This is a genomic window from Pseudomonas sp. Pse35, assembly GCF_024519715.1.
Classification (GTDB): domain Bacteria; phylum Pseudomonadota; class Gammaproteobacteria; order Pseudomonadales; family Pseudomonadaceae; genus Aquipseudomonas; species Aquipseudomonas paracarnis.
Genome location: NZ_JALJRP010000038.1, coordinates 1 through 26,978, shown reverse-complemented (window position 1 = coordinate 26,978; position 26,978 = coordinate 1). Strand labels below are relative to the sequence as shown.

Annotated in this window: 32 protein-coding genes; 27 read left to right on the top strand and 5 right to left on the bottom strand. The window is 60.3% G+C overall.

Translation table 11 applies throughout. From position 1 onward, the window contains the following. The first annotated feature begins 277 nt into the window (after positions 1-277). From rluC to OC445_RS23615, 3 genes are read left to right on the top strand one after another with little or no spacing between them, the layout of a single operon-like run. Complete coding sequence (gene rluC / locus OC445_RS23625) at positions 278-1,237, top strand: 23S rRNA pseudouridine(955/2504/2580) synthase RluC (RefSeq protein ID WP_034128444.1); 960 nt, start codon at positions 278-280, stop codon at positions 1,235-1,237. After that, complete coding sequence (locus tag OC445_RS23620) at positions 1,224-1,886, top strand: HAD-IA family hydrolase (protein WP_072448782.1); 663 nt, start codon at positions 1,224-1,226, stop codon at positions 1,884-1,886. Before rluC ends, OC445_RS23620 begins: the two co-directional genes overlap by 14 nt. Positions 1,887-1,907: 21 nt before the next feature. Next, positions 1,908-2,891: a S49 family peptidase gene (locus OC445_RS23615; RefSeq protein ID WP_198791665.1), complete on the top strand. Its 984-nt coding sequence runs from the start codon at positions 1,908-1,910 to the stop codon at positions 2,889-2,891. A 131-nt stretch (positions 2,892-3,022) separates the two neighbouring features. Here OC445_RS23615 and OC445_RS23610 read toward each other — a convergent pair whose 3' ends face one another. Then, positions 3,023-3,601 (bottom strand): Maf family protein, encoded by a 579-nt coding sequence (locus OC445_RS23610; RefSeq protein WP_262020384.1) that lies wholly within the window; start codon positions 3,599-3,601, stop codon positions 3,023-3,025. Between the two features lie 105 nt (positions 3,602-3,706). On the opposite strand from OC445_RS23610, the gene OC445_RS23605 reads away from it, so the two are divergent. The 20 genes from OC445_RS23605 (at position 3,707) to OC445_RS23510 (ending at position 21,289) form a co-directional block, all read left to right on the top strand. Beyond that, positions 3,707-4,237 carry a YceD family protein gene (locus OC445_RS23605; RefSeq protein WP_005790551.1) on the top strand — a complete coding sequence of 177 codons (531 nt, stop codon included), beginning with the start codon at positions 3,707-3,709 and terminating at the stop codon, positions 4,235-4,237. 13 nt (positions 4,238-4,250) lie between these two features. After that, positions 4,251-4,433, top strand: coding sequence for a 50S ribosomal protein L32 (rpmF, locus tag OC445_RS23600; protein WP_003179396.1), 183 nt, complete (start codon positions 4,251-4,253; stop codon positions 4,431-4,433). A 4-nt stretch (positions 4,434-4,437) separates the two neighbouring features. Next, positions 4,438-5,448, top strand: coding sequence for a phosphate acyltransferase PlsX (gene plsX / locus OC445_RS23595; protein ID WP_082629720.1), 1,011 nt, complete (start codon positions 4,438-4,440; stop codon positions 5,446-5,448). 126 nt (positions 5,449-5,574) lie between these two features. Next, positions 5,575-6,513 (top strand): ACP S-malonyltransferase, encoded by a 939-nt coding sequence (fabD, locus tag OC445_RS23590; RefSeq protein ID WP_198791663.1) that lies wholly within the window; start codon positions 5,575-5,577, stop codon positions 6,511-6,513. A gap of 24 nt (positions 6,514-6,537) precedes the next feature. Continuing rightward, positions 6,538-7,281: a 3-oxoacyl-ACP reductase FabG gene (gene fabG / locus OC445_RS23585; RefSeq protein WP_003189275.1), complete on the top strand. Its 744-nt coding sequence runs from the start codon at positions 6,538-6,540 to the stop codon at positions 7,279-7,281. Positions 7,282-7,472: 191 nt separating this feature from the next. Beyond that, entirely contained in the window at positions 7,473-7,709 is a 237-nt protein-coding gene (gene acpP, locus OC445_RS23580; RefSeq protein WP_003175607.1) for an acyl carrier protein, read from the top strand. 110 nt (positions 7,710-7,819) lie between these two features. After that, positions 7,820-9,064: a beta-ketoacyl-ACP synthase II gene (gene fabF, locus OC445_RS23575; RefSeq protein WP_034128438.1), complete on the top strand. Its 1,245-nt coding sequence runs from the start codon at positions 7,820-7,822 to the stop codon at positions 9,062-9,064. Next, the gene (gene pabC / locus OC445_RS23570) at positions 9,064-9,879 is read left to right on the top strand and encodes an aminodeoxychorismate lyase (protein WP_106118586.1); all 816 of its coding nucleotides are present in this window, start codon (positions 9,064-9,066) and stop codon (positions 9,877-9,879) included. The genes fabF and pabC overlap by 1 nt, the downstream gene beginning before the upstream one ends. Before the next feature lies 1 nt (position 9,880). Continuing rightward, complete coding sequence (gene mltG, locus OC445_RS23565) at positions 9,881-11,017, top strand: endolytic transglycosylase MltG (protein WP_054922136.1); 1,137 nt, start codon at positions 9,881-9,883, stop codon at positions 11,015-11,017. Between the two features lie 19 nt (positions 11,018-11,036). Beyond that, entirely contained in the window at positions 11,037-11,669 is a 633-nt protein-coding gene (gene tmk, locus OC445_RS23560; RefSeq protein WP_105227934.1) for a dTMP kinase, read from the top strand. Next, positions 11,662-12,651 (top strand): DNA polymerase III subunit delta', encoded by a 990-nt coding sequence (locus OC445_RS23555; RefSeq protein WP_034128434.1) that lies wholly within the window; start codon positions 11,662-11,664, stop codon positions 12,649-12,651. Before tmk ends, OC445_RS23555 begins: the two co-directional genes overlap by 8 nt. Before the next feature lie 62 nt (positions 12,652-12,713). Beyond that, positions 12,714-13,499, top strand: coding sequence for a TatD family hydrolase (locus tag OC445_RS23550; RefSeq protein ID WP_198791662.1), 786 nt, complete (start codon positions 12,714-12,716; stop codon positions 13,497-13,499). A 445-nt stretch (positions 13,500-13,944) separates the two neighbouring features. Continuing rightward, positions 13,945-14,610: a TetR/AcrR family transcriptional regulator gene (locus tag OC445_RS23545; protein ID WP_034128432.1), complete on the top strand. Its 666-nt coding sequence runs from the start codon at positions 13,945-13,947 to the stop codon at positions 14,608-14,610. A gap of 139 nt (positions 14,611-14,749) precedes the next feature. Further along, positions 14,750-15,718 carry a GTP 3',8-cyclase MoaA gene (locus tag OC445_RS23540; protein ID WP_019817203.1) on the top strand — a complete coding sequence of 323 codons (969 nt, stop codon included), beginning with the start codon at positions 14,750-14,752 and terminating at the stop codon, positions 15,716-15,718. Between the two features lie 111 nt (positions 15,719-15,829). Beyond that, the gene (locus OC445_RS23535) at positions 15,830-16,435 is read left to right on the top strand and encodes a DUF4823 domain-containing protein (protein WP_034128431.1); all 606 of its coding nucleotides are present in this window, start codon (positions 15,830-15,832) and stop codon (positions 16,433-16,435) included. Positions 16,436-16,451: 16 nt separating this feature from the next. Then, on the top strand, positions 16,452-17,012 hold the full coding sequence (locus tag OC445_RS23530; RefSeq protein WP_034128430.1) for a DUF1285 domain-containing protein: 561 nt from the start codon (positions 16,452-16,454) through the stop codon (positions 17,010-17,012). Positions 17,013-17,082: 70 nt separating this feature from the next. Then, a complete protein-coding gene (locus OC445_RS23525) occupies positions 17,083-17,796 on the top strand; it encodes a GntR family transcriptional regulator (protein ID WP_057976379.1) in 714 nt (237 codons plus the stop codon). Next, positions 17,793-18,794, top strand: coding sequence for an ADP-ribosylglycohydrolase family protein (locus OC445_RS23520; RefSeq protein ID WP_198791661.1), 1,002 nt, complete (start codon positions 17,793-17,795; stop codon positions 18,792-18,794). The genes OC445_RS23525 and OC445_RS23520 overlap by 4 nt, the downstream gene beginning before the upstream one ends. 124 nt (positions 18,795-18,918) lie before the next feature. Next, a complete protein-coding gene (locus OC445_RS23515) occupies positions 18,919-20,385 on the top strand; it encodes a purine-cytosine permease family protein (protein ID WP_198791660.1) in 1,467 nt (488 codons plus the stop codon). Further along, entirely contained in the window at positions 20,378-21,289 is a 912-nt protein-coding gene (locus OC445_RS23510) for a PfkB family carbohydrate kinase (RefSeq protein WP_034128426.1), read from the top strand. The genes OC445_RS23515 and OC445_RS23510 overlap by 8 nt, the downstream gene beginning before the upstream one ends. 116 nt (positions 21,290-21,405) lie before the next feature. Here the strand turns inward: OC445_RS23510 and OC445_RS23505 are convergent, their stop codons facing one another. From OC445_RS23505 to OC445_RS23490, 4 genes are all read right to left on the bottom strand, one after another. Continuing rightward, positions 21,406-21,786, bottom strand: a complete 381-nt coding sequence (locus tag OC445_RS23505) for a hypothetical protein (protein WP_054897938.1) — start codon at positions 21,784-21,786, stop codon at positions 21,406-21,408. Between the two features lie 48 nt (positions 21,787-21,834). Continuing rightward, on the bottom strand, positions 21,835-22,101 hold the full coding sequence (locus OC445_RS23500) for a hypothetical protein (protein ID WP_032895690.1): 267 nt from the start codon (positions 22,099-22,101) through the stop codon (positions 21,835-21,837). A gap of 51 nt (positions 22,102-22,152) precedes the next feature. After that, positions 22,153-22,491, bottom strand: a complete 339-nt coding sequence (locus tag OC445_RS23495; protein ID WP_034128424.1) for a hypothetical protein — start codon at positions 22,489-22,491, stop codon at positions 22,153-22,155. A gap of 85 nt (positions 22,492-22,576) precedes the next feature. Then, a complete protein-coding gene (locus OC445_RS23490) occupies positions 22,577-23,773 on the bottom strand; it encodes an MFS transporter (RefSeq protein WP_072448769.1) in 1,197 nt (398 codons plus the stop codon). 188 nt (positions 23,774-23,961) lie between these two features. On the opposite strand from OC445_RS23490, the gene OC445_RS23485 reads away from it, so the two are divergent. The 4 genes from OC445_RS23485 to OC445_RS23470 form a co-directional block, all read left to right on the top strand. Then, the gene (locus tag OC445_RS23485) at positions 23,962-24,441 is read left to right on the top strand and encodes a GNAT family N-acetyltransferase (protein ID WP_262020383.1); all 480 of its coding nucleotides are present in this window, start codon (positions 23,962-23,964) and stop codon (positions 24,439-24,441) included. 267 nt (positions 24,442-24,708) lie between these two features. Further along, positions 24,709-25,530 carry an SDR family oxidoreductase gene (locus OC445_RS23480; protein ID WP_096144588.1) on the top strand — a complete coding sequence of 274 codons (822 nt, stop codon included), beginning with the start codon at positions 24,709-24,711 and terminating at the stop codon, positions 25,528-25,530. Between the two features lie 32 nt (positions 25,531-25,562). After that, a complete protein-coding gene (locus tag OC445_RS23475) occupies positions 25,563-26,543 on the top strand; it encodes a substrate-binding domain-containing protein (protein ID WP_014719544.1) in 981 nt (326 codons plus the stop codon). Beyond that, positions 26,540-26,978: ATP-binding cassette domain-containing protein (locus tag OC445_RS23470; protein WP_262020382.1), on the top strand; the 439-nt coding region annotated here is incomplete at its 3' end. The genes OC445_RS23475 and OC445_RS23470, both read left to right, overlap by 4 nt.

The window sequence follows — 26,978 nt, the reverse complement described above, 5'->3', positions numbered from 1 at the left end:
CTTTGTGAACTGGCCGTAAATATCGGCGCAAAAGGCGAGTATTCACTCTGCTTTCTGCACTCGCTTCAGGCCTCATGTCACCTGCGCTTGTTACAATCTTGAGCCTTCCTGGGTGGCGAAAGCCCCGTAGGACGGCCTCGCGTCCTGATGAATTGCGATGGTCAGGGCCGGCAGTTTGCCGCATGTCCTCTGTCCAGGCCGCTTTTGGCGGCGTTCGCGACTATAGCAGTAATGATTAAGTGCTTCAATTCCATAAAAAATTGTTATCATCGCCGCCATGACGACTACCACCCCCCCGACCCCCAGCGTCCAGCTGCTTGAGGTCTCGCCGGAATATGCCGGCCAACGCATCGACAACTTTCTTTTGGCCAGGCTCAAAGGCGTGCCCAAGACCCTGATTTATCGCATTTTGCGTAAAGGCGAAGTGCGCGTGAACAAGGGGCGCATCAAGCCTGAGTACAAGCTGCAGGCGGGCGATATCGTCCGTGTGCCGCCAGTGCGCGTGCCTGAACGCGACGAACCGGTACCGCTGGCCCAGGGGTTGTTGCAGCGCCTGGAAGCGTCGATCGTGTTTGAAGACAACAAGCTGATCGTGATCAACAAGCCCTGTGGCATTGCGGTTCATGGTGGCAGTGGCTTGAACTTCGGCGTGATCGAAGCCTTTCGTCAGTTGCGCCCGGATGCCAAGGAACTGGAACTGGTGCATCGCCTGGACCGTGACACCTCCGGCCTGTTGATGATCGCCAAGAAGCGCAGCATGTTGCGCCACTTGCACACCGCCTTGCGTGGTGATGGTGTGGACAAACGCTATATGGCGCTGGTGCGCGGCAACTGGGCCAGCTCGATCAAGAGCGTGCGTGCGCCGCTGCAGAAGAGCAATCTGCGCTCCGGCGAGCGCATGGTCGAAGTGGACGAGGAGGGCAAAGAGGCCCTGACCCTGTTCAAGGTGCTGCGTCGCTTCGGTGACTTCGCCACGATGGTCGAGGCCAAGCCGGTCACTGGCCGCACTCACCAGATTCGTGTGCATACCCTGCATGCGGGCCACTGCATTGCGGGCGACACCAAGTACGGCGACGAAGATTTCTCCAAGGAAATTCGCGACCTGGGCGGCAAGCGCCTGTTCCTGCACGCCTACATGCTCACCGTGCCGCTACCCGATGGCGGCGAGCTGAAATTGCAGGCGCCGGTCGATGAAATGTGGGCCAAGACCGTGGAGCGTTTGAGTGTCGCACCTTGACTACAAGCTGCTGATCTTCGATTGGGACGGGACGCTGGCCAATTCCATTGGCCGCATCGTCGAGTCCATGCACATGGCGTCGACCCGCTCGGGCTTTGAGTTGTGCACGGACCTGGCGGTCAAGGGCATTATCGGCCTGGGTTTGCCTGAAGCCATTCGCACCCTGTACCCCGACATCAGCGACGCCGAGTTGGTAGCGTTTCGCGAGCACTACGCCGACCACTACATTGCGCTGGAAGCTACCCCTTCGCCGCTGTTTGAAGGCGTGGTGCAATCGCTGCAAGCGTTTCGTGCCGAGGGCTATCACCTGGCGGTCGCCACCGGCAAGGCTCGTCGCGGCCTGGACCGTGTGCTCAAGGCTCACGGCTGGGAAGATTACTTTGATATCACCCGCGCTGCGGATGAAACCGCCAGCAAGCCTCATCCCTTGATGCTGGAGCAGATCCTTGCGCACTGTGGCGTTACGCCACGCGAGGCATTGATGGTGGGTGATGCGTCTTTCGACCTGATGATGGCGCGCAATGCAGGCATGGATAGTGTCGCCGTCAGCTACGGCGCCCAGTCTGCCGAGGCGTTGCAGCAGTACGAGCCGAGGCTGACGATTGATCATTTTTCTGAACTGCAGGCCTGGCTCAGCCGGGCCCTGTAAGTCTTTGCTGGGGTTAATGGCATGAGTGACGAGTGGAAGGCGCCTGAAAAGGCACAGAGCAGTGATGATAAAAGCTGGAAGCTTTTGGAGAAGACCCTCCTGGCCAGCGTCCAGGAGCAGCGACGTTCGCGGCGCTGGGGGATTTTCTTCAAGCTGCTGACCTTTGTATACCTGCTTGGGATGCTGGCGCTGTTCAGTCCGCTGATGGACATGGAAAAGAGCGCCGCCCGTGGCAGTCATTACACTGCCTTGATCGAGGTGCGCGGCGTGATTGCCGACAAGGAGCCCGCCAGTGCCGACAATATTGTCACCAGCCTGCGCGCGGCTTTTGAGGATGCCAAGGTCAAGGGCGTTATCCTGCGCATCAACAGCCCAGGTGGCAGCCCAGTGCAGTCGGGTTATGTGTATGACGAGATTCGTCGTCTGCGCGCCTTGCATCCGGATACCAAGCTCTATGCCGTAATCTCCGACTTGGGTGCCTCGGGTGCCTATTACATTGCCAGTGCTGCAGACCAGATCTATGCCGACAAGGCCAGCCTGGTGGGTTCTATCGGTGTGACGGCGGCCGGTTACGGTTTTGTCGGTGCCATGGAGAAGCTGGGGGTCGAGCGTCGCACCTATACCTCGGGTGAGCACAAGTCGTTCCTCGATCCTTTCCAGCCGCAGAAGGCGGATGAAACCGCGTTCTGGCAGGGCGTGCTCGACACTACCCATCGTCAGTTCATCGCCAGCGTCAAGCAGGGGCGTGGGGATCGCTTGAAAGATAAAGAGCATCCGGAGCTGTTCTCCGGCCTGGTATGGTCGGGCGAGCAGGCATTGCCGCTGGGCTTGATTGACGGCTTGGGCAGCGCCAGCTCGGTGGCGCGGGATATAGTGGGTGAGAAGGAGTTGGTGGATTTTACGGTCGAGGAATCGCCGTTTGATCGCTTCTCCAAGAAACTCGGTGCCAGTGTGGCGGAGAAGTTGGCGCTGTACATGGGCTTCCAGGGGCCGTCCCTGCGCTGAAATTCCAAGCTAGGTGTAGATCAACTGTGGGAGCGGGCTTGCCCGCGATAGCGATGGATCAGTCGATATAAGTGTCGCCTGGTACATCGCTATCGCAGGCAAGCCAGCTCCCACATTGCTTTACGAAGGTTTCAAGGGATCTGTACGCTTTCGGTCAGCAGCATGTCCACCAGTCGAATCAGTGGCAGCCCAACCAGGCTGGTCGCATCCGGTCCCTCGGTGCTCCGGAACAAGCTCACACCGAGCCCTTCTGCTTTGAAGCTGCCCGCACAGTCATAAGGCTGCTCGATCCGCAGATAGCGCTCAATACGCTCTGCATCCAGTTCGCGCATGTGTACGGTAAACGGCACGCAGTCCACCTGGCAGCGCCCGGTCTCGCTGTTGAGCAGTGCCAGCCCGGTAAGAAAGCTCACACGCTTGCCGCTGGCAGCCAGTAATTGCTCGCGGGCATTTTCGAAGGTGTGCGGCTTGCCGATGATCCGGCCTTCCAGTGCGGCGACCTGATCCGAGCCAATGATTAAATGCCCAGGATGGCTGGCGGCGAGGGCGCGGGCCTTTTGTTCGGCCAGGCGCTTGACCAGTTCGATGGCGGATTCATCCGGGCGGTGGCTTTCGTCGATATCCGGCGAGCTGCAGGTGAACGGCAGGTGCAGGCGACTCAGTAATTCCCGGCGATAAACCGAGCTGAACGCGAGTAATAAAGGCAGCATATACGTCTCCTCAAGGCAGTCGCCGATTCTATCGACGTGACCGGCTGACGCACAGGGCTGAATTTCCTTTGACATGGCCGGGTGCATCCCTATAATGCTGCGCCTATGTTGAATGACCCGATTCCACCTCACGTTGACCCGCGCAAATTGGCTGATCGTGGCACCACCCTTCAAGGTGAAGTGCTGCTGGCCGATTTGGAGAGACTCTGCGACCCGCTTTCCGACACTGTCGGTACGGTGCAGGCTAAATTCGTTTTTGAACGAGATGAACGTAAGTCTGTGGTAATCCACAGTTTTATCGACACCGAAGTCAAAATGGTTTGCCAGCGTTGTCTTGAGCTGGTCACCCTGCCGATCCACAGCGAATGCAGTTATGCTGTGGTGAAAGAGGGTGCGAATACCCAGTCGTTGCCGAAAGGTTATGACGTGCTGGAACTGGGCGAAGATCCATTGGATCTGCATGCACTGATCGAGGAGGAGCTTTTGCTCGCCTTGCCCATTGTGCCTGCTCATCATCCGGAAGAATGCCAGCAGCCGGAGGGTCTCGATGACGAGGCCGAGCCGAGCGAGGACGAGGTAACGCGGTCCAACCCGTTCAGTGTATTGGCGCAGTTAAAGCGTGACCCAAACGTTTAGGAGTTAATCAATTATGGCTGTTCAGCAGAACAAAAAATCCCGCTCCGCCCGTGACATGCGCCGTTCGCACGACGCTCTCGAGGCTAGCACCCTGTCCGTGGAAAAGACCACTGGTGAAGTTCACCTGCGTCACCACGTATCGCCAGAAGGCGTATACCGTGGCCGTAAAGTGATCGACAAGGGCGCTGACGAGTAATCACTTGTCTGCCCAAGTCATCGCGATTGACGCAATGGGCGGGGACTTCGGTCCCCGCAGCATTGTTCAGGCCTGCATTGCCAGCCTGTCTGCTACGCCCTCGCTGCACCTGACCCTCGTCGGTCAACCTACCCTTCTTGAAGAACTGATTGCCAGCCATCCGGCGGTGGATCGCGCGCGCCTGACCATAACGCCGGCCAGCGAAACCATCAGCATGGATGAAAAGCCGGCCGCAGCCTTGCGTGGCAAGCCCGACTCTTCAATGCGAGTGGCCCTTGAGCTGTTGCGTGATGGCAAGGTGCAAGCCTGTGTCAGTGCCGGCAATACGGGGGCGTTGATGGCCTTGTCGCGGCATGTGCTCAAGACCTTGCCGGGTATTGACCGGCCGGCGATGGTGGCGGCAATTCCGACGCAGAAGGGCTATTGCCAGTTGCTGGACCTGGGCGCCAATGTCGATTGCAGTGCCGAGCACCTGTTGCAGTTTGCCGTGATGGGCTCGGTGGCCGCCGAAGCGCTGGGCGTTGCCCGGCCCAGGGTGGCCCTGCTGAATATCGGCACCGAGGAGATCAAGGGCAACCAGCAGGTCAAGCTGGCCGCCAGCTTGTTGCAAGGCGCGCCAGGCTTGAACTACATCGGTTTTGTCGAAGGTGACGGCTTGTACCGTGGCGAAGCCGACGTGGTGGTGTGTGACGGGTTTGTCGGCAACATCCTGCTCAAGTCCAGCGAAGGCTTGGCAACCATGATTGCCGCGCGTATCGAGGCCTTGTTCAAGCGCAACCTGGTATCGCGCATGGTCGGTGCCCTGGCGCTGCCATTGATGCGCCGCTTGCAGGCCGACCTGGCACCGGCACGGCACAACGGTGCAAGCTTTCTCGGCTTGCAGGGCATTGTGGTTAAAAGCCACGGCTCGGCCGGTGTGCAGGGTTTTCAAAGTGCGATTGCGCGGGCGTTAATCGAGATCCAGGAAAACCTGCCGCAACGCTTGCACGGCCGTCTTGAGGATCTGTTGCCTTAGGCGAATTGGCCCGGGAGTGCTTAAATGTGACCGGCCAGTTCAATTGACCATCCAATCTGTCAGTTTCGTGCGCTCCCACCATTGGAGTGCGCATTTTTGACGACCAGATCATTAGGGGCTTGTTACATGTCTACATCCCTCGCATTCGTCTTTCCAGGGCAGGGTTCGCAGTCCCTCGGCATGTTGGCCGAGCTGGGCGCGCAATACCCGCTGATTCTGGACACTTTCAAGGAAGCTTCCGAGGCCCTGGGTTACGACCTGTGGGCGCTGACCCAGCAAGGGCCGGAAGAGCAACTCAATCAAACCGATAAAACCCAGCCTGCCATCCTGACTGCTTCGATCGCCCTGTGGCGTTTGTGGTTGGCAGAAGGCGGGGCGCGTCCAGCTTTTGTCGCCGGGCACAGCCTGGGCGAATACAGCGCCCTGGTAGCGGCGGGCAGCCTGACCCTTGGTGAAGCGGTCAAGCTGGTCGAGCGTCGTGGTCAGTTGATGCAAGAAGCCGTTCCGGCCGGGCAGGGCGGCATGGCCGCGATCCTGGGTCTGGACGACGCGGTGGTCATCGAGGCCTGCGCCGAAGCGGCGCAAGGCGAAGTGGTCAGCGCGGTAAACTTCAACTCCCCGGGCCAGGTAGTGATCGCCGGCGCCAAGGCCGCGGTAGAGCGTGCCATCGAAGGCTGCAAGGCCCGTGGTGCCAAGCGTGCGTTACCGTTGCCGGTGAGCGTGCCGTCCCACTGCGAGCTGATGCGCCCGGCTGCCGAGCGTTTTGCCGAGTCCATCGCCGCCATCAACTGGCAGGCGCCGCAGATCCCGCTGGTGCAGAACGTCAGCGCGGCCGTGGCCGCCGACCTCGACACCCTCAAGCGCGACCTGCTGGAGCAACTGTACAAGCCAGTTCGCTGGGTTGAATCGGTCCAGACCCTGGCCGCCAACGGTGCCGCCGAACTGGTCGAGTGCGGCCCGGGCAAAGTCCTGGCCGGCTTGAACAAGCGCTGCGCCGACGGTGTGTCGACCGCCAACCTCAATACCCCAGAAGCCTTCGCTGCCGCTCGCGCGGCACTGGCCTGAATCCCGTACTTAGGAGAAGCCTGCATGAGTCTGCAAGGTAAAGTTGCACTGGTTACCGGCGCAAGCCGTGGCATTGGCCAGGCGATCGCCCTGGAGCTGGGCCGTCAGGGCGCCGTTGTGATCGGCACCGCCACCTCCGCCTCGGGCGCCGAGCGTATCGCCGCGACCCTGAAGGAAAACGGCGTGCAAGGTACCGGTCTTGAACTGAATGTGACCAGCGATGAGTCCGTGGCTGCCGTACTGGCCCAGATCACTGCTCAGTTCGGTGCACCGGCTATCCTGGTGAACAACGCCGGGATCACCCGTGACAACCTGATGATGCGCATGAAAGACGACGAGTGGTACGACGTGGTCGATACCAACCTGAACAGTCTGTTTCGCCTGTCCAAGGGCGTTTTGCGCGGCATGACCAAGGCGCGTTGGGGCCGAATTATCAATATTGGCTCCGTAGTGGGTGCCATGGGCAACGCAGGCCAAGTAAACTACGCCTCTGCCAAGGCCGGCCTGGAAGGTTTCAGCCGCGCACTGGCGCGTGAAGTCGGCTCGCGGTCGATTACGGTCAACTCGGTGGCCCCTGGGTTCATCGACACCGATATGACCCGCGAACTGCCGGAAGCACAGCGCGAAGCCTTGCTGACGCAGATTCCGCTGGGCCGTCTGGGCCAGGCCCAAGAGATCGCGAATGTGGTCACTTTCCTGGCATCTGACGGTGCGGCATACGTGACTGGGGCTACAATCCCGGTTAACGGCGGGATGTACATGAGTTAAATTGTGACGGATCGCTTCAAAAAAATGTCATACGAGCTGTCTAAAATCCGTTATAAAGCTGCAACTTAATTTATAGGCAGGTGGCCGACCGGGTACAGGGTGAAGCTTTCAGTTGAAAAGCTGAAATGGCTTTCTATACACTTACCCACTGGCCAGCTGCCTGAATTTGTCCATTAGGAGTTAAACAAGGTATGAGCACCATCGAAGAGCGCGTCAAGAAAATCGTCGCCGAGCAACTGGGCGTTAAGGAAGAAGAAGTGGTCAACACTGCTTCCTTCGTAGAAGACCTGGGTGCCGATTCCCTTGACACCGTTGAGCTGGTGATGGCTCTGGAAGAGGAATTCGAGACCGAAATCCCGGACGAAGAAGCTGAAAAAATCACTACTGTTCAAGCTGCCATCGACTACGTTACTAGCCACCAGGCGTAATAGTTTGTAGTCGTCGCTTGCTGTCAGGGAAAAACCGCACTGCTGTAAAGGCGTGCGGTTTTTTCTTTAGCGGCGATGAAAAGTGTCGTCATTAGAAAAAGGAGAGTGCTGTGTCGCGTAGACGCGTCGTAGTCACCGGTATGGGTATGTTGTCGCCACTGGGTACGGATGTGCCGAGCAGTTGGCAGGGCATTCTGGCTGGCCGCAGTGGTATTGGTCTGATCGAACACACGGACCTTTCTGCCTATTCCACCCGTTTTGGCGGCTCGGTAAAGGGCTTCAATGTCGAGGAATATCTCTCGATCAAAGAATCCCGCAAGCTCGACCTGTTCATTCAGTACGGCCTGGCTGCCGGGTTTCAGGCTGTGCGTAACGCCGGCCTGGAAGTCACCGACGCCAACCGTGACCGCATCGGCGTGGCCATGGGTTCAGGTATTGGCGGTCTGACCAATATCGAAGAAACCAGCCGCACCTTGCATGAGACTGGCCCACGTCGAATTTCACCGTTCTTCGTACCGGGCTCGATCATCAATATGATTTCCGGCTTCCTGTCCATTCATCTGGGTGCACAGGGACCGAACTACGCAATCGCCACGGCGTGTACCACAGGTACCCACTGCATTGGCATGGCTGCACGCAACATTGCCTACGACGAAGCCGACGTGATGATCGCCGGCGGCGCCGAAATGGCCGCGTGCGGCCTGGGCATGGGCGGCTTCGGCGCGTCTCGTGCGCTGTCGACCCGCAACGACGAGCCGACCCGTGCCAGCCGTCCGTGGGACAAGGGCCGTGACGGCTTTGTGCTCTCCGACGGTGCCGGTGCGCTGGTGCTCGAAGAGTTGGAGCACGCCAAGGCGCGTGGTGCCACTATCTACGCCGAATTGATCGGGTTTGGCATGAGCGGCGATGCTTACCACATGACCTCGCCGCCGTCCGATGGTGCGGGTGCTGCGCGTTGCATCACCAATGCCCTGCGCGATGCGAAGGTCAACCCCAACCAGGTGCAGTACATCAACGCCCATGGCACTTCGACCCCGACCGGCGACCTGGCGGAAGCAGAGGCCATCAAGTCGGTGTTCGGCGAGCACGCCTATAAGCTGGCGGTCAGCTCCACCAAGTCCATGACCGGCCACCTGTTGGGTGCGGCGGGCGCGGTCGAGGCGATCTTCAGTGTGATGGCAATCAGGGATCAGGTCGCTCCGCCGACTATCAACCTTGATGAGCCGGACGAAGGCTGCGACCTGAACTTCGTGCCCCACGAAGCGCAGCCCATGCCGATCGACGTGGCGATTTCCAACTCGTTCGGTTTCGGTGGCACCAACGGTTCCCTGGTGTTCCGCCGGTTCGCCGAGTGATGCACAGCTGGGTCGACGGTCAGCCAGCGGACAGCGTGCCCCTGAAAGATCGCGGCCTGGCCTATGGCGATGGGGTGTTCGAGACCATCGCCGTCAAGGCCGGGCAGCCGTTGCTGCTCGACCGTCACCTGCAACGCCTGGAAGAGGGTTGCAGGCGTTTGGCATTGGTGGTGGATCACGGGTTGATTCGCCACGAAGTGCTGAGCTTCGCCGCCGCCCTTGGCGACGGTATTCTCAAATTGATCCTCACCCGTGGCGACAGCTTGCGCGGTTACGGCATCAACCCTGGCGCCCCGGTGCGCCGCATCTTGCAGGGCAGCGCGCCCGCTGTTTACCCGCCCACCCATGAAGTCGAAGGCGTGCGCCTGTTCGCGTGTGCCACGCGCTTGGCGCAGCAGCCGTTGCTGGCCGGTATCAAGCACCTCAATCGCCTGGAACAGGTGATCGCGCGTGCCGAATGGCAAGATACCGAACATGCCGAAGGTCTGATGCTGGATATGTCTGGCCGGGTGATCGAAGGCATATTCAGCAATCTTTTCCTGGTGAGCAACGGCTTGTTACTAACCGCTGATCTGAGCCGTTGTGGCGTTGCGGGCGTGATGCGCGCCGAAGTGCTGGCCCAGGCACAAGCGCTGGGCGTCCCGGTGGCCGTGGCCGACATCAGTTTGGAGCAGTTGCAACAGGCCGATGAAGTCTTCGTCTGCAACAGCGTTTATGGCATTTGGCCGGTGCGAGGCTGCGCTGCGATGAGCTGGCCGGTTGGGCCGCTCACCCGTAAACTGCAGGGCATTGTTCGCGCGCTATTGGATATTTGAGTTGATACGAAAACTGGTGTTACTGCTGCAGATCAGCCTGATCTCGGCGGCTTTGCTCGTGGGCTTTTCTGCCTGGAAACTCGACTCTGCCCTCAAGCAGCCCCTGAAGCTGCCTCAGGAGCAGTTGCTCGATGTACCTGCTGGCGCTACGCCGACGGGCACCTTCAATCGTCTGGAAGCCGACGGCGTGCTCGACGATGCATTCTGGTTGCGTCTGTACTGGCGCTTCAACCTCGAAGGCCAGCCACTGCACAGCGGCGAGTACCGCATGAGCCCGGGCCTTACCGCCGAGGGTTTGATCGGCCTGTGGCAGCGCGGCGAAGTGGTGCAGTACAGCCTGACCTTGGTGGAGGGCTGGAATTTCCGTCAGGTGCGCACCGCCCTGGCCAAGCATGAAAAGATCGTGCAGACCCTCGCGGGCCTGACTGACAGCGAAGTGATGGATAAGCTTGGCCACCCAGGTGTGTTTCCTGAAGGGCGGTTCTTCCCCGACACCTACCGTTTTGTCCGCGGCATGACTGATGTCGAGTTCCTGAAAAAAGCTTACAACCGCCTGGACGATGTACTCGCCCAGGAGTGGAGCAAGCGTGCCGCCGACGCGCCCTACACCGACCCTTACCAAGCACTGATCATGGCGTCGCTCGTGGAAAAGGAGACCGGGGTGCCTCAGGAGCGCGGGCAGATTGCCGGTGTGTTTGTGCGTCGCCTGAAGATCGGCATGTTGCTGCAGACCGACCCCACCGTGATCTACGGCTTGGGTGAGCGCTACAACGGTAAATTGACCCGCGCCCACCTCAAGGAAGCCAACCCCTACAACACCTACATGGTTGCTGGCCTGCCGCCCACGCCCATCGCGATGGTCGGTCGCGAGGCGATCCATGCAGCACTGAACCCGGTACCGGGCAGCAGCCTGTATTTCGTCGCCCGCGGCGATGGTAGCCATATATTCTCGGATAACCTGGATGCGCATAATGCCGCCGTGCGTGAGTTCCAACTCAAGCGCCGTGCCGATTACCGTTCCAGCCCGGCACCGGTGGTGAAACCGCCTGAAGATTCGGCACCTTCCAGCGATGCGCCTACCCCCGACGCTCCGATCGAGCCCGCGCCGGACACGACCGCGCCGCAAAGCCCGCAATGACTCTGACTAAGGACTGCCTGTGACTGGCTTGTTTATTACCCTGGAAGGCCCGGAAGGCGCCGGCAAAAGCACTAACCGTGACTACCTGGCCGAGCGCCTGCGTGCGCAGGGCATCGAGGTGGTGCTGACCCGTGAGCCGGGTGGTACGCCGTTGGCCGAGCGCATTCGCGACGTCCTGCTGACCCCGGGTGACGAGCCGATGAATCCGGACACCGAGTTGCTCCTGGTGTTTGCCGCCCGTGCCCAGCACCTGGCCGAAGTGATTCGCCCGGCCCTGGCGCGGGGTGCCGTGGTGATCTGCGACCGGTTTACCGATTCCACCTACGCCTACCAGGGTGGGGGCCGGGGGTTGTCCATGGAGCGCATCACCACCCTGGAAACCTTCGTGCAAGGCGATCTGCGCCCCGACCTGACCCTGTTGTTCGACCTGCCGGTGGAAGTGGGCATGGCCCGCGCCAGTGCGCGAGGTCGTCTGGATCGTTTCGAGTTGGAAGGCCAAGCCTTCTTTGATGCAGTGCGCAGCGCTTTCCTGCAGCGCGCCAAGGCCGAACCCGCACGTTATTATCTATTGGACGCCGCCCAGCCGCTGAGTCAGGTGCAACAGGCTATCGACGCGCTGCTGCCCACTTTGTTGGAGCGTAGCCGTGGCTGAGTCCTACCCGTGGCAGGACGGCCTCTGGCAGCAACTGGCGGGGCGCGCCCAGCACGCCCACGCCTATCTGCTGCATGGGCCGGTGGGCATCGGTAAACGCCACCTCGCCGAGCGCCTGATGGGCAGCCTGTTGTGCCAACGCCCGGTCAATCTGGAGGCATGTGGCGAGTGCAAGTCCTGCCTGTTGCTCAAGGCTGGCAGTCACCCGGACAACTATGTGCTGGAGCCCGAGGAAGCGGACAAGGCCATCAAGGTCGACCAAGTGCGCGACCTGGTGAGCTTCGTGGTGCAGACCGCGCAGATGGGCGGGCGCAAAGTGGTGCTGATCGAACCGGTCGAGGCGATGAACATCAACGCGGCCAACGCCTTGCTCAAAAGCCTTGAAGAGCCGTCCGGCGATACCGTGCTGTTGCTGGTGAGCCACCAGTCCAGCCGCTTGTTGCCGACCATTCGCAGCCGTTGCGTGCAGCAGGCTTGCCCGTTGCCCAGCGAAGCCATGAGCCTGCAATGGCTGGCGCAGGCGTTGCCGGAATGCAGCGCAGAAGAACGAGGCGAGTTGCTGACCCTGGCGGCCGGTTCGCCTTTGGCGGCAGTGAAGCTGCAGGCACAGGGCGTGCGCGAACAGCGTGCACTGGTCGTGGATGGCGTGAAGAAACTGCTCAAGCAGGAATTGTCCGCCACGCAACTGGCCGAAAGCGCCTGGAAGGATATTCCGCTGTTGCTGTTGTTCGACTGGTTCTGCGACTGGTCCAGCCTGATTCTGCGCTACCAGCTCACCCAGGATGAGAACGGCCTGGGCCTGGCGGATATGCGCAAGGTCGTGCAATACCTGGCGCAAAAAAGTGCCCAGGACAAAGTGCTGAACATCCAGGACTGGATCCTCGCCCAGCGCCAGAAAGTCCTCGGCAAGGCCAACCTCAACCGCGTGCTGTTGCTCGAGGCATTGCTGGTGCAGTGGGTCGGCCTGCTCGGGCGCCGTTAAATTCCGTGGCTGACGGGTGTATCGTTGGCCCTACCTCTTTTGTGACTTAAGCTCAGATTCCTATGCTCGTAGATTCCCATTGCCACCTTGATCGCCTCGACCTTGCCCAGCACGGCGGCTCCCTCGACGCCGCCCTTGAAGCTGCCCGCCAGCGTGGGGTAGGGCACTTCCTGTGCATTGGCGTCAGCGCCGACAACGCCGCCGATGTCAAAGCCCTGGCTGATCGCTACGCCGACGTCGATTGCTCGGTGGGCATTCACCCGCTGGACCTCAAGCCTGGCGAAGCGCCTGCTCTGGACTGGCTATTGGGCGAACTCAACCATCCGCGAGTGGTGGCCATTGGCGAAACCGGCCTGGACTATCACTACGAGCCTGAAGCTGCCGAGTTGCAGCAGGCCTCGTTCCGCCTGCACCTGCAAGCCGCCCGGCAGACGGGCAAGCCGGTGATCGTCCACACCCGAGGCGCCCGTGCCGATACCCTGGCCTTGCTGCGTGAAGCCGCGTTGCCGCAGGCTGGCGTGTTGCATTGCTTTACCGAAGACTGGGACATGGCCAAGGCGGCCCTGGACCTGGGGTTCTATATTTCCCTGTCGGGCATCGTCACCTTCCGCAATGCCGACGCGCTGCGCGATGTGGCCCGCCAGGTGCCCGCCGACCGCCTGCTGGTGGAAACCGACTCGCCGTACCTGGCGCCCATCCCCCATCGCGGCAAACCGAACTTGCCCGAATATGTACGTGACGTGGCTGATTACCTGGCGATGCTGCGCGGCGAATCGTACGAACGCTTTGCCGAGCAGACTACCGAGAACTTCAAGCGCCTGTTCCCGCTGGCCCACGTAGCCGGTTAGGGCGGCCGAATTCCAGGCAAAAAAAACCCGGGTTCTGGGGGGTGAATCCGGGCTAAGACCATTAGGAGTAAAACAAGGGCACGCAGTCCGTCGGTACCCAGGTCGACGCGTCACTTGGGGGAGATGTCGCGCCGACAGTTGAAGTATTGACCACTATCCTATTCAGTCCAGTCGTGATTGATCGTTTTTTAAACAGATTTGGAATACGCGGCCTTCGCTTGAGTTCTCAGTGGGCTGGTGGGCAGGTTCAGGTGTTGCGTATTATTTCTGACTGATAACGGCGAAATCGTTGGCGCATTGAAAGTTATGTGCCTGACGGGTTCACATAGACATTGCCCAACGACCGTTCAGTCGGGATAATCCCTCGCACCGGGTAAATCGTATCGCCACGTATCCATGGCCCTGCGCAACCCTCCCTATTTCCGACCTTTGCAGACTCTTCCTCATGCACAAAGAACCCCGTAAGGTCCGTGAATTTCGCCGCCGTGAGCAGGAAATTCTCGACACCGCGCTCAAGCTGTTCCTCGAACAAGGTGAAGACAGCGTCACCGTCGAGATGATTGCGGATGCCGTGGGTATCGGCAAAGGCACGATCTACAAACATTTCAAGTCCAAGGCCGAAATCTACCTGCGCCTGATGCTCGACTACGAGCGTGATTTGAACGAGTTGCTGCATTCGGCGGATGTCGACAAAGACAAGGAAGCCCTGTCCCGCGCTTACTTCGAGTTCCGCATGCGTGACCCACAGCGCTACCGCCTGTTCGACCGCCTGGAAGAGAAGGTGGTCAAAGGTCACCAAGTGCCGGAGATGGTCGAGGAGCTGCACAAGATCCGCGCCTCGAACTTCGAACGCCTGACCCTGTTGATCAAGGGCCGTATCAGCGAAGGCAAGCTTGAAGACGTGCCACCGTATTTCCACTACTGCGCCGCCTGGGCCTTGGTGCATGGCGCTGTGGCGCTGTACCACTCGCCGTTCTGGAGCAATGTGCTGGAAGACCAGGAAGGTTTCTTCCAATTCCTGATGGACATCGGCGTGCGCATGGGCAACAAGCGCAAGCACAGCCCGGAACTGCCGGGCGCCGAGAAGAGCGGCGACACCCCTGCCACGTAAGTCATTCGCCACAGTGATGGCGCAACGATTTACTGCCAGGCGCAGTAACCCAGGAATATACTCAGGCAAGGACCTTGCTAAAAGCTGAGTTATGAGTCAGCTTTTAGCGCGCCCGAATTATCCTCTGCCGGAGTGATCCATGATCGTTGATCGTCAAGGCAGGCGTTTTCGCAATTTGCGGATCAGCCTGACTTCAGCCTGCAATTATGCGTGTACCTATTGCGTGCCTGACGGCAAGCGGCTGGTGGCTGCCCAGGATGAACTGTCGGCCGAGGCCATGGCCCGAGGCGTGGCTTACCTGATCGAAGCGGCGGGTATCGAGCGCTTGCGCATTACCGGCGGTGAGCCGTTGGTCAGCCCCAAGTTGGAAGCCTTCATGGGGGCGGTAGGGCAGATGGGCCTGAGCGACATCAGCCTGACCACCAACGGCCAACTGCTGGCGCGTAAACTGCCGTTGCTGGTGGCAGCCGGTATTCGGCGCATCAATGTCTCCCTCGACACGCTGGATGCCGACGCTTTCCGCAGTATCGCCCGTGGCGGCGACCTGGCCACCGTGCTCGATGGCATGGACCAGGCCAGTGCTGCCGGAATCAAGATCAAGGTCAACATGGTGCCGTTGCGCGGCCAGAACCTGGACCAGGTGATGCCGTTGCTCGATTACTGCCTGGCGCGTGGCTACGAGCTGCGCTTTATCGAACTGATGCGCATGGGGCACCTGGCCAAAGACTCCAACGCGTTCCTGCAACAGTTCGTCAGCTTGCAACAGCTGCTCAGCTTGATCGGCGAGCAACATGAATACCTGCAAGCCAACGCACCCGTCGATGCGACGGCGGTACGCTACGAAGTGCCGGGCAAAGGCTTCTTCGGTGTGATCGCCAACGAGAGCGTACCGTTCTGCCGTACCTGTTCGCGGTTGCGGTTGTCCTCCACCGGTTGGCTGCATGGGTGCCTGTCGTCCAGCAATCGCCATTATGTCGGTGACTTGCTCGATCAACCGCGTCACCAGGCGTTGCCGGCGTTGCAGGGCTTGTTGATGAAGGCCTTGGCCGACAAGCAGGAAGTGGCGTTCTCCGGCGGTGCCACGATCATGAAGATCATTGGTGGCTAAGCTAGATATTGCGGGTTCACACATTTGATTTGTAGCGCAGCTGAATGGCGCGGATTCTGCATCCCACGCCCCATTCGCCGGTTTCCTGTCACCGGCCTCTGGAGGATTAGGATGCGTAGTCTGGTTTTGCTGCTGGCGTCATTGGCCCTGGGCGGTTGCATGACCGTCAGTGATATGGCCGAAGGCACCCGCTATCAGATGAGCGATGCCGGGCTGCTCGATCACAGCGATACGCGCCGTACCGCCTCGGTGCGCATACAGCCGGATTCCTTTGTATTTATTGCCCAAGGTGCCTTCGTGCCGCCGGGCAGCGCCTACCCGCGGCCCAATGTGGTGGCCGAGGAAGCATTCAATGGCTTCGTTGAATATTTCCCCATGGTGCGTCGCGCCCGCCAGCCCGAAGGTCTTGAACAGGCCATGGCCGAAGCCCGTGCCGTCGGTGCTCACTACCTGCTGTATTGCCGTTTTGCGGCAGCCGATGACCGTATCGGCAACGCCGACGAGTGGACCGACCAGCAAGCCCTGGACCGCCTTGGCCTGGACAGCGGGGTGATCCAAGTCATGTTGATCGAGACCAGCACCCAGTATTTGATTGATACTGCACGTATTCGCAGTCGTGGCGGTTTACTGACGTTCCACGACACATCGCCACAAGATTTGATCGCTCGCCCCCTGGCGCAATATGCCCGCGGTTTGCTGGGTATGAGTGATCAGTAAGACAGAGGAGCCCGCCATGACCGATTCCGCCAAGGCCAATGATCTATTGGCCCAACTGCCCAAGGGCAAGGGGCCGGCACCGGTGCATTTGTGGAACCCGGATTTCTGCGGCAACATCGACATGCGCATCGCCCGCGATGGCACCTGGTTCTACCAGGGCACACCTATCGGGCGAAAGCCGATGGTCAAGTTGTTCTCCAACATCATCCGCCGCGACGGCGATGATTATTTCCTGGTGACGCCCGTGGAGAAGGTCGGCATCCGTGTCGATGACGCACCCTTTGTTGCAGTGACACTGGAAGTGCAAGGGCAGGGCGAAAGCCAGGTATTACGCTTTACCACCAACGTCGACGAACAGGTCGAGGCAGGTCTCGAGCACCCGCTGCGAGTGGTGACCGACCCTATCACCCAGGAACCCGCCCCCTATGTGCGCGTTCGCACCAACCTCGAAGCCCTAGTGCATAGAAACGTTTTTTACCAGTTGGTGGAGCTGGCGGTGAGCCGTCCGATCAACGGTCAGAACTGGCTTGGCGTCTGGAGCAGCGGGGAGTTTTTCCCCATCGGCCTGGAGCCCTGAGGCGGTTTTTGTCTTCAGCCTGAAATAATCCTCTTGCGGTAAACGCGCGCTTTCGGTTATCAATTTGTACATGATTAGACATGTTCGATTTGATAAGAAAAAACGCGTCGTCGATGAGCTCATCCGCCGTATCGAAGGTGGAGTCATGGCCGACGGCTTTCTGTTGCCGGGCGAGCACCAACTGGCCGAGGAGTTTGCGGTCAGCCGCGGCACGCTGCGCGAGGCGCTGGCCGAGCTCAAGCGTCGCAACTACATCGCCACCCAGAGCGGCGTCGGTTCGATTGTCACCTTTGACGGCATGGTGTTGGACCAACGCAGCGGTTGGGCCCAGGCCCTGGCCGATACGGGCGCCCAAGTAAGCACCGACGTCCTGCGTTTCGAAGCCGTGACGCGCCCGGATCTGTTCAGCCGTTTCGGCACCGACCAGTTCATTACCCTTGACCGCCTCCGGCGCACGGCTGACGGTACAGCGGTGTCGCTGGAACGCTCGTTGATGCCGGCCGTTGGCGATCTGGAAAACCTGCCCCACATTGGGCTGATCGATAATTCCCTGACCATCACTCTGGCCGCCTACGGCTACGTCGGGGCCGACGGTGACCAGTGGATCGGTGCTGAACCCCTGAGCGATGAAGACGCCGAATTACTCGGGCGCCCCAGCGGTACGGTATTTCTCAAGGCGTCGCGCACCACCTATGATCGTCGCGAGCGTTTCATGGAGCATGTCGAAAGCCTGCTTGACCCGTTGCACTTTCGCCTGCATCTGCAGTTTGGAGCGTCGAAATGAGCCGAGAAAACCGCGCACTTGGCGCCTTTTATGGCCTGGCCCTGGGCGATGCCTTGGGCATGCCCACCCAATCCTTGAGCCGCGAGCAGGTCCAACAGCGCTTCGGTGCCATCACCGCCTTGGAAGACGCCGACGCGGACCAGCCCATTGCGCCCAACATGCCTGCCGGTTCCATCACCGATGACACCGAACAAGCCATCCTGGTTGCCGAGTTACTGGTGCAAGGCCAGGGCAAGATCGAGCCCACCGTGCTTGCCCAGCGCCTGATCGACTGGGAAGCGGGGATGCGCGCCAAGGGTTCCCAGGACTTGCTCGGGCCGTCCACCAAACGCGCAATCGACATGATCCTCGCCGGTCATACTCCGGAGGAATCCGGGCGCTACGGCACCACCAATGGTGCGGCCATGCGCATCACCCCGGTGGGCATCGCCGTCGATGTCAGCGACCCGGCGCGGTTTATCCAGGCGGTGATCCAGGCATGCCAGGTCACCCATAACACCAACCTGGGTATTTCCAGCGCTGCGGCCGTGGCGGCGGTGGTCTCGGCTGGCATCAATGGCGTGGACCTGGGGGAAGCCCTGAATATTGGGACCCAGATTGCCCGACAGGCCGAAAGCCATGGTCACTGGATCGCGGGCGGACGCATTTCTACCCGCATCAGTTGGGCTCGCACCCTGAGCGTCGGCAGCGGCGACAAAGCGTTGTTTGCCGACCTGCTTTACGAGTTGATTGGTACTTCGGTGGCTTCCCAGGAGTCGGTGGTGGTCTCGTTTGCCTTGGCCCAGCAAGTGGCGTCGGGTGATATGAATGCCTTCGAAGCCCTGTGCCTGGCGGCCAGCCTGGGCGGCGACACCGACACCATTGCCGCGATTCTGGGCGCCATGCTGGGGGCGTGCCTGGGTATGCAGTGCTGGCCTGAGGCGTTGGTTGAACAGGTCAAGCGGGTCAATGGCCTGGACTTGCAGCCGCTGGCCCAAGGGTTATTGGCCTTGCGATAAACACGGAACCAAATGTGGGAGCTGGCAAGCCAGCTCCCACATTCAAAAGCGTTGGGTCAGGAAGACCGGATAAAGATTCGACTCGCTGCCACAACAACAATACAGGCATCAGGAGCCCCCCTTAATGAGCAGCCCCTCTTCCGGCCAAACCGCCGGGCAACTGGAAACACGCGGCATCGAGCCGGTCCCGGAAGGCGAGTGCAACGGTCATCCGCTGCAACTGTTCTGGGTGTGGTTCGCGGCCAATATCAGCATCCTCGGTTTGCCCCTTGGTGCAACGCTGGTGGCGTTTCGTGGCCTGGCCATCTGGCAGGCGATCATCGTCGCGATTCTTGGCGCCGCGGGCTCCTTTGCCGTAGTGGGCATCATCTCCATCGCCGGTCGCCGTGGTCGTGCGCCCAGCCTGACCTTGTCCCGCGCCATTTTCGGTGTGCGCGGCAATATCGGCCCGACATTGGTGTCGCTGATGTCCCGCCTGGGTTGGGAAACCGTCAACACCACCACCGCAGCCTTCGTATTGTTGTCGTTGAGCTCCATCCTGTTCGGCTCGGCAGTGGAGGCCAAGAGCGCGCCGGTGCTCACCCTGATCTTCATTGCCATCTTCGTGCTGTTGACCCTGGCCGTATCGGGCCTGGGCCACGCCACGTTGCTGGTGATCCAGAAGTGGGCCACCTACGTATTCGGCGGCCTGAACATTCTGGTGGGCGGCTTTCTGTGTGCCACCATCGACTGGAGCGCGGTGTTCAACGCCACCCCGGCGCCGTTGAGCGCGATGATCATTGGCGTAGGCACCATGGCTGCCGGTACCGGTATCGGTTGGGCCAACGCCGGTGCAGACATGTCGCGTTACCAGCACCGCAGCGTCAAGGCCGTGCGCCTGGTGGCCTCCGCCGCGTTTGGTGCAGGTATCCCGCTAGTGCTACTGATCACCCTGGGTGGCCTGTTGTCGGTGGGTAACAATGACCTGGCATCGGCCACCGACCCCATCATCGCGATCCGCGACATGCTGCCGACCTGGATGGCCGTGCCGTACCTGATCACCGCGTTCGGCGGCCTGTTGCTGTCGAACAACCTGTCGGTGTACTCGGCCGGCCTCACTACCCTGACCCTGGGCTTGAAGGTCAAGCGCGTGCATGCAGTGATCGTCGATATCGTGGCGATTTTTGCCGGCTCCATCTATTTCATGCTGATCGCCGATAGCTTCTATGGCCCGTTCATTACCTTCATTTCGCTGCTGGCGGTGCCGATCACGGCGTGGGTTGGGATTTTCGTGGTCGACCTGATTCACCGTCATTACTACAGCCCCACCGACCTGCTGGACGTCAGCCCCAACAGTGCCTACTGGTATCGCGGCGGCGTGGAGTGGCGTGCATTTGGCGCCTGGGCCGTGGCCATTGCGCTGGGGTTCAGCTTCACCACCATCGGCACCACCGCCGAAAACATCTGGTTTGCCGGGCCGCTGTCCGACTCCTGGCTGGGCCACAACGGGCTCGGCTGGATCGTGACCTTCGTGGTGGCTGGCGGAATATATGCAGTCTTGGGCGGAGCGTCTGACCGTCGTCCGGGTTTAGCAGAGAGCGCCAATGTCTAGATTGCTGCACACCGGCCAGGTCATTGTCGACCTGGTCATGGGCCTCGACACCCTGCCGGCAAGCGGCGGTGACGTGCTGGCCAACTCCGCCAGTTTCCAAGTCGGTGGCGGTTTCAACGTAATGGCTGCGGCACGGCGCAATGGGTTGCCGGTGGTTTATCTGGGCCGCCATGGCGATGGGCGCTTTGGCGAGCTGGCGCGTGCCGCGATGCAGGCCGAAGGTGTTGAAATGGCCTTGGCGGCCAGCGCTGGCAAAGATACCGGGTTGTGCGTGTCGCTGACTGAAGCGAGCACCGAACGCACCTTCATCTCCCATCTCGGCGCCGAGGGGGAGCTGAGTGCCGACGACTTGGCTCAGATCGTCCCGCGTATCGATGATTATGTGTACGTCAGTGGCTACAGCTTGCTGCTTGAAGGTAAGGCGCAGCCGTTGCTTGACTGGCTGCTGGCGCTTCCGCGAGAGATCGTGGTGGTATTCGACCCGGGCCCGCTGGTCAAGGCGCCGGACTCGGCGTTGATGCGTGCCTTGTTGCCGCGTATCGACATCTGGACCAGCAATGGCCCTGAAGCCCTCGCGTTTACCGGGGCGGCGGATATGAGTCAGGCGCTGCCCATGCTGAATCAGCACTTGCAGGCACTGCTGGTTGTGCGTGATGGACCAAATGGTTGCTGGGTAGGGCGCGGGGTAGAGACTGAGCATGTACCTGGCTTCAAGGTGCAGGCGGTAGACAGCAATGGTGCGGGGGATGCGCATGCAGGGGTATTTATCGCCGGGTTGGCGCAGGGCTTGAAACCCGTTGAGGCGGCGCGTCGAGCGAACGCAGCGGCGGCGTTGGCGGTGACGCGTTGGGGGCCGGCCACTTCACCTGGCGTCACCGAAGTCGACGCATTGCTGGCTGAATAAATACGCACAACCCTAGGGGAGCGGGCTTGCTCGCGAAGGAGGTGTATCAGTTAAAGCATGTGCTGACTGACACACCTCATTCGCGAGCAAGCCCGCTCCCACAACGGGTTCTGCGTTTAACCTGCTTTTTTCAGCGCTTGAACCAACTCATCTTTGCGCATGGTTGAGCGCCCAGGAATATCCTTGGCCCTCGCCTCTTTCATCAAACTTTCCTTGGTCTGCGTACCCAGCGAAGCCCCACTGCTGCGCGGGTGGCCTTCACGGCTGGCAGCGGCACGCTTGGCGGATTCCTGCCGGTCCTGGGTTTTCTTGGCCGGTGCTTTGCGTCGGCCTGATCCGCCGGCTTTTTCACCGCCGCCGGACTGTTTGTTCACGGTCGCCCAGGCGCGGGCTTCGGCTTCGTCCTTGGGCAGCCCCTTATGCTCATAACTGTCTTCGATATGAGCGGCCTTGCGTTTCTGTTCGTCGGTGTATTTGGCTTTGCTTCCACGAGGCATCGCTAAAACTCCCTCTGGCCCCAGTCGCGGGGCCAGGCCAGAAATGGATTACTGAGTACTTTGAGCGTCGAGCTTGCGCGCCTCATCCACACCAGAAGCGGTGAGCTTGATCGGCAGGTTCAACGCGTATTCGCCGGCGTCGTCGGTGGTCACATGCCCATCCTTGATCAGCCCGCGGTCCTGCAGGAACGCCAAGACACTGGCGACCTCTTTTTCACCGCGGTAATTGTCCAGCACCTCCTTGCCCAAGCCTTGCGGATGGGCGTGCAGCAGGCGGGTGAGGACTTCTTTTTCAAGGTTTCTATCGACGTTCATGCGTACCTCTTCACTGGGAAATGGTCGGGCGTTGGTCGTACCAAGGGTGCATCAAGGCGCTGGTTGTTTCTGCGCGCCGGGGATGTTCGAGTCGTCGCCCTTGTTGATCTTCGGTTCGTTGTTGCTCGTGCCAGGGCCCATCTTGCCGTTGCCTACGGCAGGCGGTGCCTGGCGCTGGGTGTCGTTGCCTTTGGTGCGTGGGTCGGCGCTGTTGTCGATGATCGCGCCACCGTTGGTATCCAGGCCCGTGCCCATGGATTTTTGCGACTCGGTAGTGGCGTCCGGCGTTGGATCGGTGGGGCCAGTGGTCGAGCTAGCCGCGAAGGCGCTCAAGGACGCGGCAGACAACAGGCCGGTGAGGGCGAGGGCAGCAAATTTGGAGTTTTTCATCAGGGTGTCTCCATATGATTAATGTCCTTACCCTGTATTGGTCTGCCCGCGTTTGCCGATCGTGCCGGGAGGGCGACGAACGGTATCAGCTCACCTGTATCACTTTGTGTGCCGATACTCGGCGCGCTATCACACGTGCCACCGTGATCGCCCAGTTGAAGGCCGCGATCACCAGTACGCTCAACATCATTGTCGCAAGGCCGAAGTCAACGATGATCTTGCCTGCGAGCCAGGGAAACCCGAAGACGCCGATAAAGTACGCCAGGCTGAACAACAACAACGCCTGGGAAGTGGTGCCGCTGGGCGCTTCGTTGGCTACCAGGCCGTTGATCACTGAATACGTCAGGCCATACCCGATCCCTAGCGTGGCGGCGGCGAGCACATAACTGAGGTTGCCGCTGACACCAAACGCGAACAGCGTGATCGCGCCGAGCATCACCCCGGATAATACGCAGGCAGCCTGGTACGCATCGCGCTTGACCACGAAACCGGCGATCAGCAGGCGACTGATAATTGCCGCTGTCAGGAAACCCGCGAAGAACAGCGAATAGTCCAGCTTATGGGCAACGGCATAGCTGGTCTGGAACGAAGATAGCCCCCCGAATACGCAGCCACCCAGGCCAACCATCAGGATGGCGAACGCCGCCTTGGAAGACAGTACGCGGCGGCTTGCAGCCCAGGAAATCCTGGAGGTCGGTACATTCGCGTGCTGTCGCAACCGAGAGCCCATGCGCCAGAACATCACCACCCCGGCGAGGCTGGCGAGCCCGGCAATATAAAACGCCGTTGTCAGGGGCAGGTCCAGCGCAGTGGCGGCGCGTCCCAGCAAAGGGCCGGAACCTATGCCGCTCAACATACTGCCCGAGAGCAAGGCGAAATATTTGGCCCGCTGGCGGGGTTCCACCAGCAGCGTCACGATGATCGGACCCAAGGTATAGAACACGCCCCAGCCCAAGCCAAGGGACAATCCAAACAGCATCAAGCCCTGGCCAAACCCTGGCGTCAGGGCAAACCCCAGGCAGGCCACCACTAACAATAGGCCGGTGCTCGCAATCGCTCGCGCCGCGCCCATCGCATCGGCCAGATGCCCGGAAAGCACCACCGCTACGAAGGTGCTGAGCATTGCCGTGGCAATGACACTGCCCGCGTCGTGTTCATTACCGCCACGGGCATGGATCAGCAGTGACAACAAAAAGGTCGAGCCGTAAGACAGTGACAGCAGGAAACTGGCGAGGCAGAACAGCGCGAATGTCTTCGTGCCCACTGGTGGCGTGGCGTGCATGAGCAGGTCTCTGATCGTTGGATTTATGCCCATTGTTTACCATGGGCGTCCGCAGGCTTTGTTCTGTTGTTGCTGATGCTTGCTTCACCCCGCGCCGGAGTGAAACGTGCTGATTGGCATCAATTGCACTGCAAACGGCCATCAAACCGTCTTAGTATGTGGCCTTTGAATTTGCCCAAGGCTCGCCCATGACCATCGAGATTCGCCCCGCCGTGCCCAGCGATGCTGCGCAGATCCTGACCTTTATCACTGAGCTGGCCGAGTACGAGAAAGCCCGGCATGAAGTGATCGCCAGCGTGGTGGATATCGAACGCAGCCTGTTCAGCGAAGGCGCCACGGCCCATGGCCTGATTTGCTTGCGCGACGGCTTGCCGATTGGCTTTGCGGTGTTTTTTTTCAGCTACTCGACGTGGCTGGGCAGCAACTGCCTGTACCTGGAAGACCTGTACATCAACCCGGAGCAACGCGGCGGCGGGGCGGGCAAGAAGTTGTTGCGTCACCTGGCCAAGATCGCCTGTGACAACGGTTGCGGGCGCTTTGAATGGAGCGTGCTGGACTGGAACGAGCCCGCGATTACCTTCTACAAATCCATCGGCGCCCAGCCGCAGGAAGAATGGGTGCGTTATCGCATGGAAGGCGATGCCCTGCGCGACTTTGCCCAAGGCTGACGCCTCATTTATGTAAACACTAAAACCAGATGTGAGCTTTCCTGTGGCGAGCAAGCTTGCTTGCGCTGGGGTGCGAAGCGCCCCCCAAAAGCGGGAGTCTGCTGCGCAGACAGCGGGAGCAAGCTCCCTCGCCACAGCTAACCCGCTCGAACATTTTTTTATTTTTCTCAATATATGGGATCTTAATTTATATATTGAGATATTTCAGGCGATGGGTTTATAGTCGCCAGCATCAGCACTCACTACAAAAAATAAAAAGGTGAAGCGATGCAGGCGCAACCGTTGTCCCTACCCGCCGTGCCCGAGCCGACTTATGGCGAGCGGCTGAAGAACAAGGTGGTGATCGTCACCGGCGCCGCCCAAGGCATTGGCGAAGCCATCGTTGCCTGTTTCCAGGCCCAGCAGGCGCGGTTGATCATTGCGGATATCCAGGGCGACAAAGTCGAGAAAATCGCCGCTCATTGGCGCGAACACGGTGCGCAGGTTTACGCCCAACCGGTTGATATTACTTCCAAGGATCAATGGCAGGCACTGGTCAACCTGGCCATCGAGCGCTTTGGCCGCGTGGATGTGCTGGTCAACTGTGCCGGGGTCAACGTGTTCCGTGACCCGCTGGAGATGAGCGAAGAGGACTGGCGCCGCTGTTTCGCCATCGACCTCGACGGCGCCTGGTACGGCTGCCGTTCGGTATTGCCGCACATGATCGAGCAGGGCATCGGCAACATCATCAATATCGCGTCCACCCATTCCAGCCACATCATTCCCGGTTGCTTTCCTTACCCTGTGGCCAAGCACGGCCTGCTCGGCCTCACCCGTGCACTGGGCATCGAGTACGCGCCCAAGGGCATCCGCGTGAATGCCATCGCCCCCGGCTATATCGAAACCCAGCTCAACGTCGATTACTGGAACGGTTTCCCAGACCCCCACTCCGAACGCCAGCGTGCGTTCGACCTGCACCCGCCCAAACGCATTGGCCAGCCCATCGAAGTGGCCATGACAGCACTGTTCCTGGCGACCGACGAGGCGCCCTTTATCAACGCCACTTGCCTGATGATCGATGGCGGGCGGTCTGTGATGTACCACGACTAAAGCGTTTTCCAATAACAAGAGGGAGGTGGTCCATGTTCAAGCAAACACTCGGTGCCGTGGCACTGGCAATGGCGTTCTGCGGCTGGGTATCGGCTGAAGAAGTGAAGATCGGTTTCCTGGTCAAGCAGGCCGAGGAACCCTGGTTTCAAACGGAGTGGGCATTCGCGGAAAAAGCCGGCAAGGAGCATGGTTTCACCGTGATCAAGATCGCCGTGCCCGATGGCGAAAAAACCTTGTCGGCCATCGACAGCCTGGCCGCCAATGGCGCCAAGGGTTTTGTGATCTGCCCGCCGGACGTGTCCCTGGGCCCGGCCATCGTTGCCAAAGCCAAGGTCAACGGTTTGAAAGTGATGGCCGTGGATGATCGCTTTGTCGATGCCAAGGGCAACTTCATGGAAGACGTGCCATACCTGGGAATGGCCGCTTTTGAAGTGGGCCAGAAGCAGGGCGCCGCCATGGCCGCCGAAGCGAAAAAACGCGGTTGGGACTGGAAGGACACCTATGCGGTGATCAATACCTTCAACGAACTCGACACCGGTAAGAAGCGTACAGACGGCTCGATCAAATCCCTCGAGGAGGCCGGTATTCCCAAGGACCACATCCTCACCGCTGCGCTGAAAACCCTCGACGTACCTGGCAGCATGGACGCCACCAACTCGGCCTTGGTCAAGCTGCCGAGCGGGGCGAAGAACCTGATCATCGGCGGCATGAACGACAACACCGTGCTCGGCGGCGTGCGCGCCACCGAAAGTGCCGGCTTCAAGGCCGCCAACGTCATCGGCATCGGCATCAATGGCACCGACGCCATTGGCGAATTGAAGAAAGCCGACAGCGGTTTCTTCGGCTCCATGCTGCCCAGCCCGCATATCGAGGGCTATAACACCGCGCTGGCGATGTACGAGTGGGTCACCACCGGCAAGGAACCGGCCAAATACACCGCCATGGACGAAGTGACCTTGATCACCCGCGCCAATTTCCAGGAAGAACTGACCAAGATCGGCCTGTGGAAATGAGCGGTGCAGCCCTGCGTTTCAATGGCATCGGCAAGGAGTTTCCCGGTGTGAAAGCCCTGGCGCAGATCAGCTTTGAAGCGCGGCCGCATTCGGTGCACGCGCTGATGGGCGAGAACGGCGCAGGCAAGTCGACCCTGCTGAAAATCCTCGGCGGCGCCTACATTCCGTCCAGCGGTACGGTGCAGATCGGCGCGCAGACCATGGCCTTCAAATGCGCCGCCGACAGCATCGCCAGCGGTGTGGCGGTGATTCACCAGGAGCTGCACCTGGTGCCGGAAATGAGCGTGGCCGAGAACCTGTTCCTCGGGCATTTACCCACGCGCTTTGGCGTGGTCAACCGGCGCCTGCTGCGCAAGCAGGCCCTGGCCTGCCTCAAGGGGCTGGCCGATGAAATCGACCCCGACGAGAAACTCGGGCGCCTGTCCCTGGGCCAGC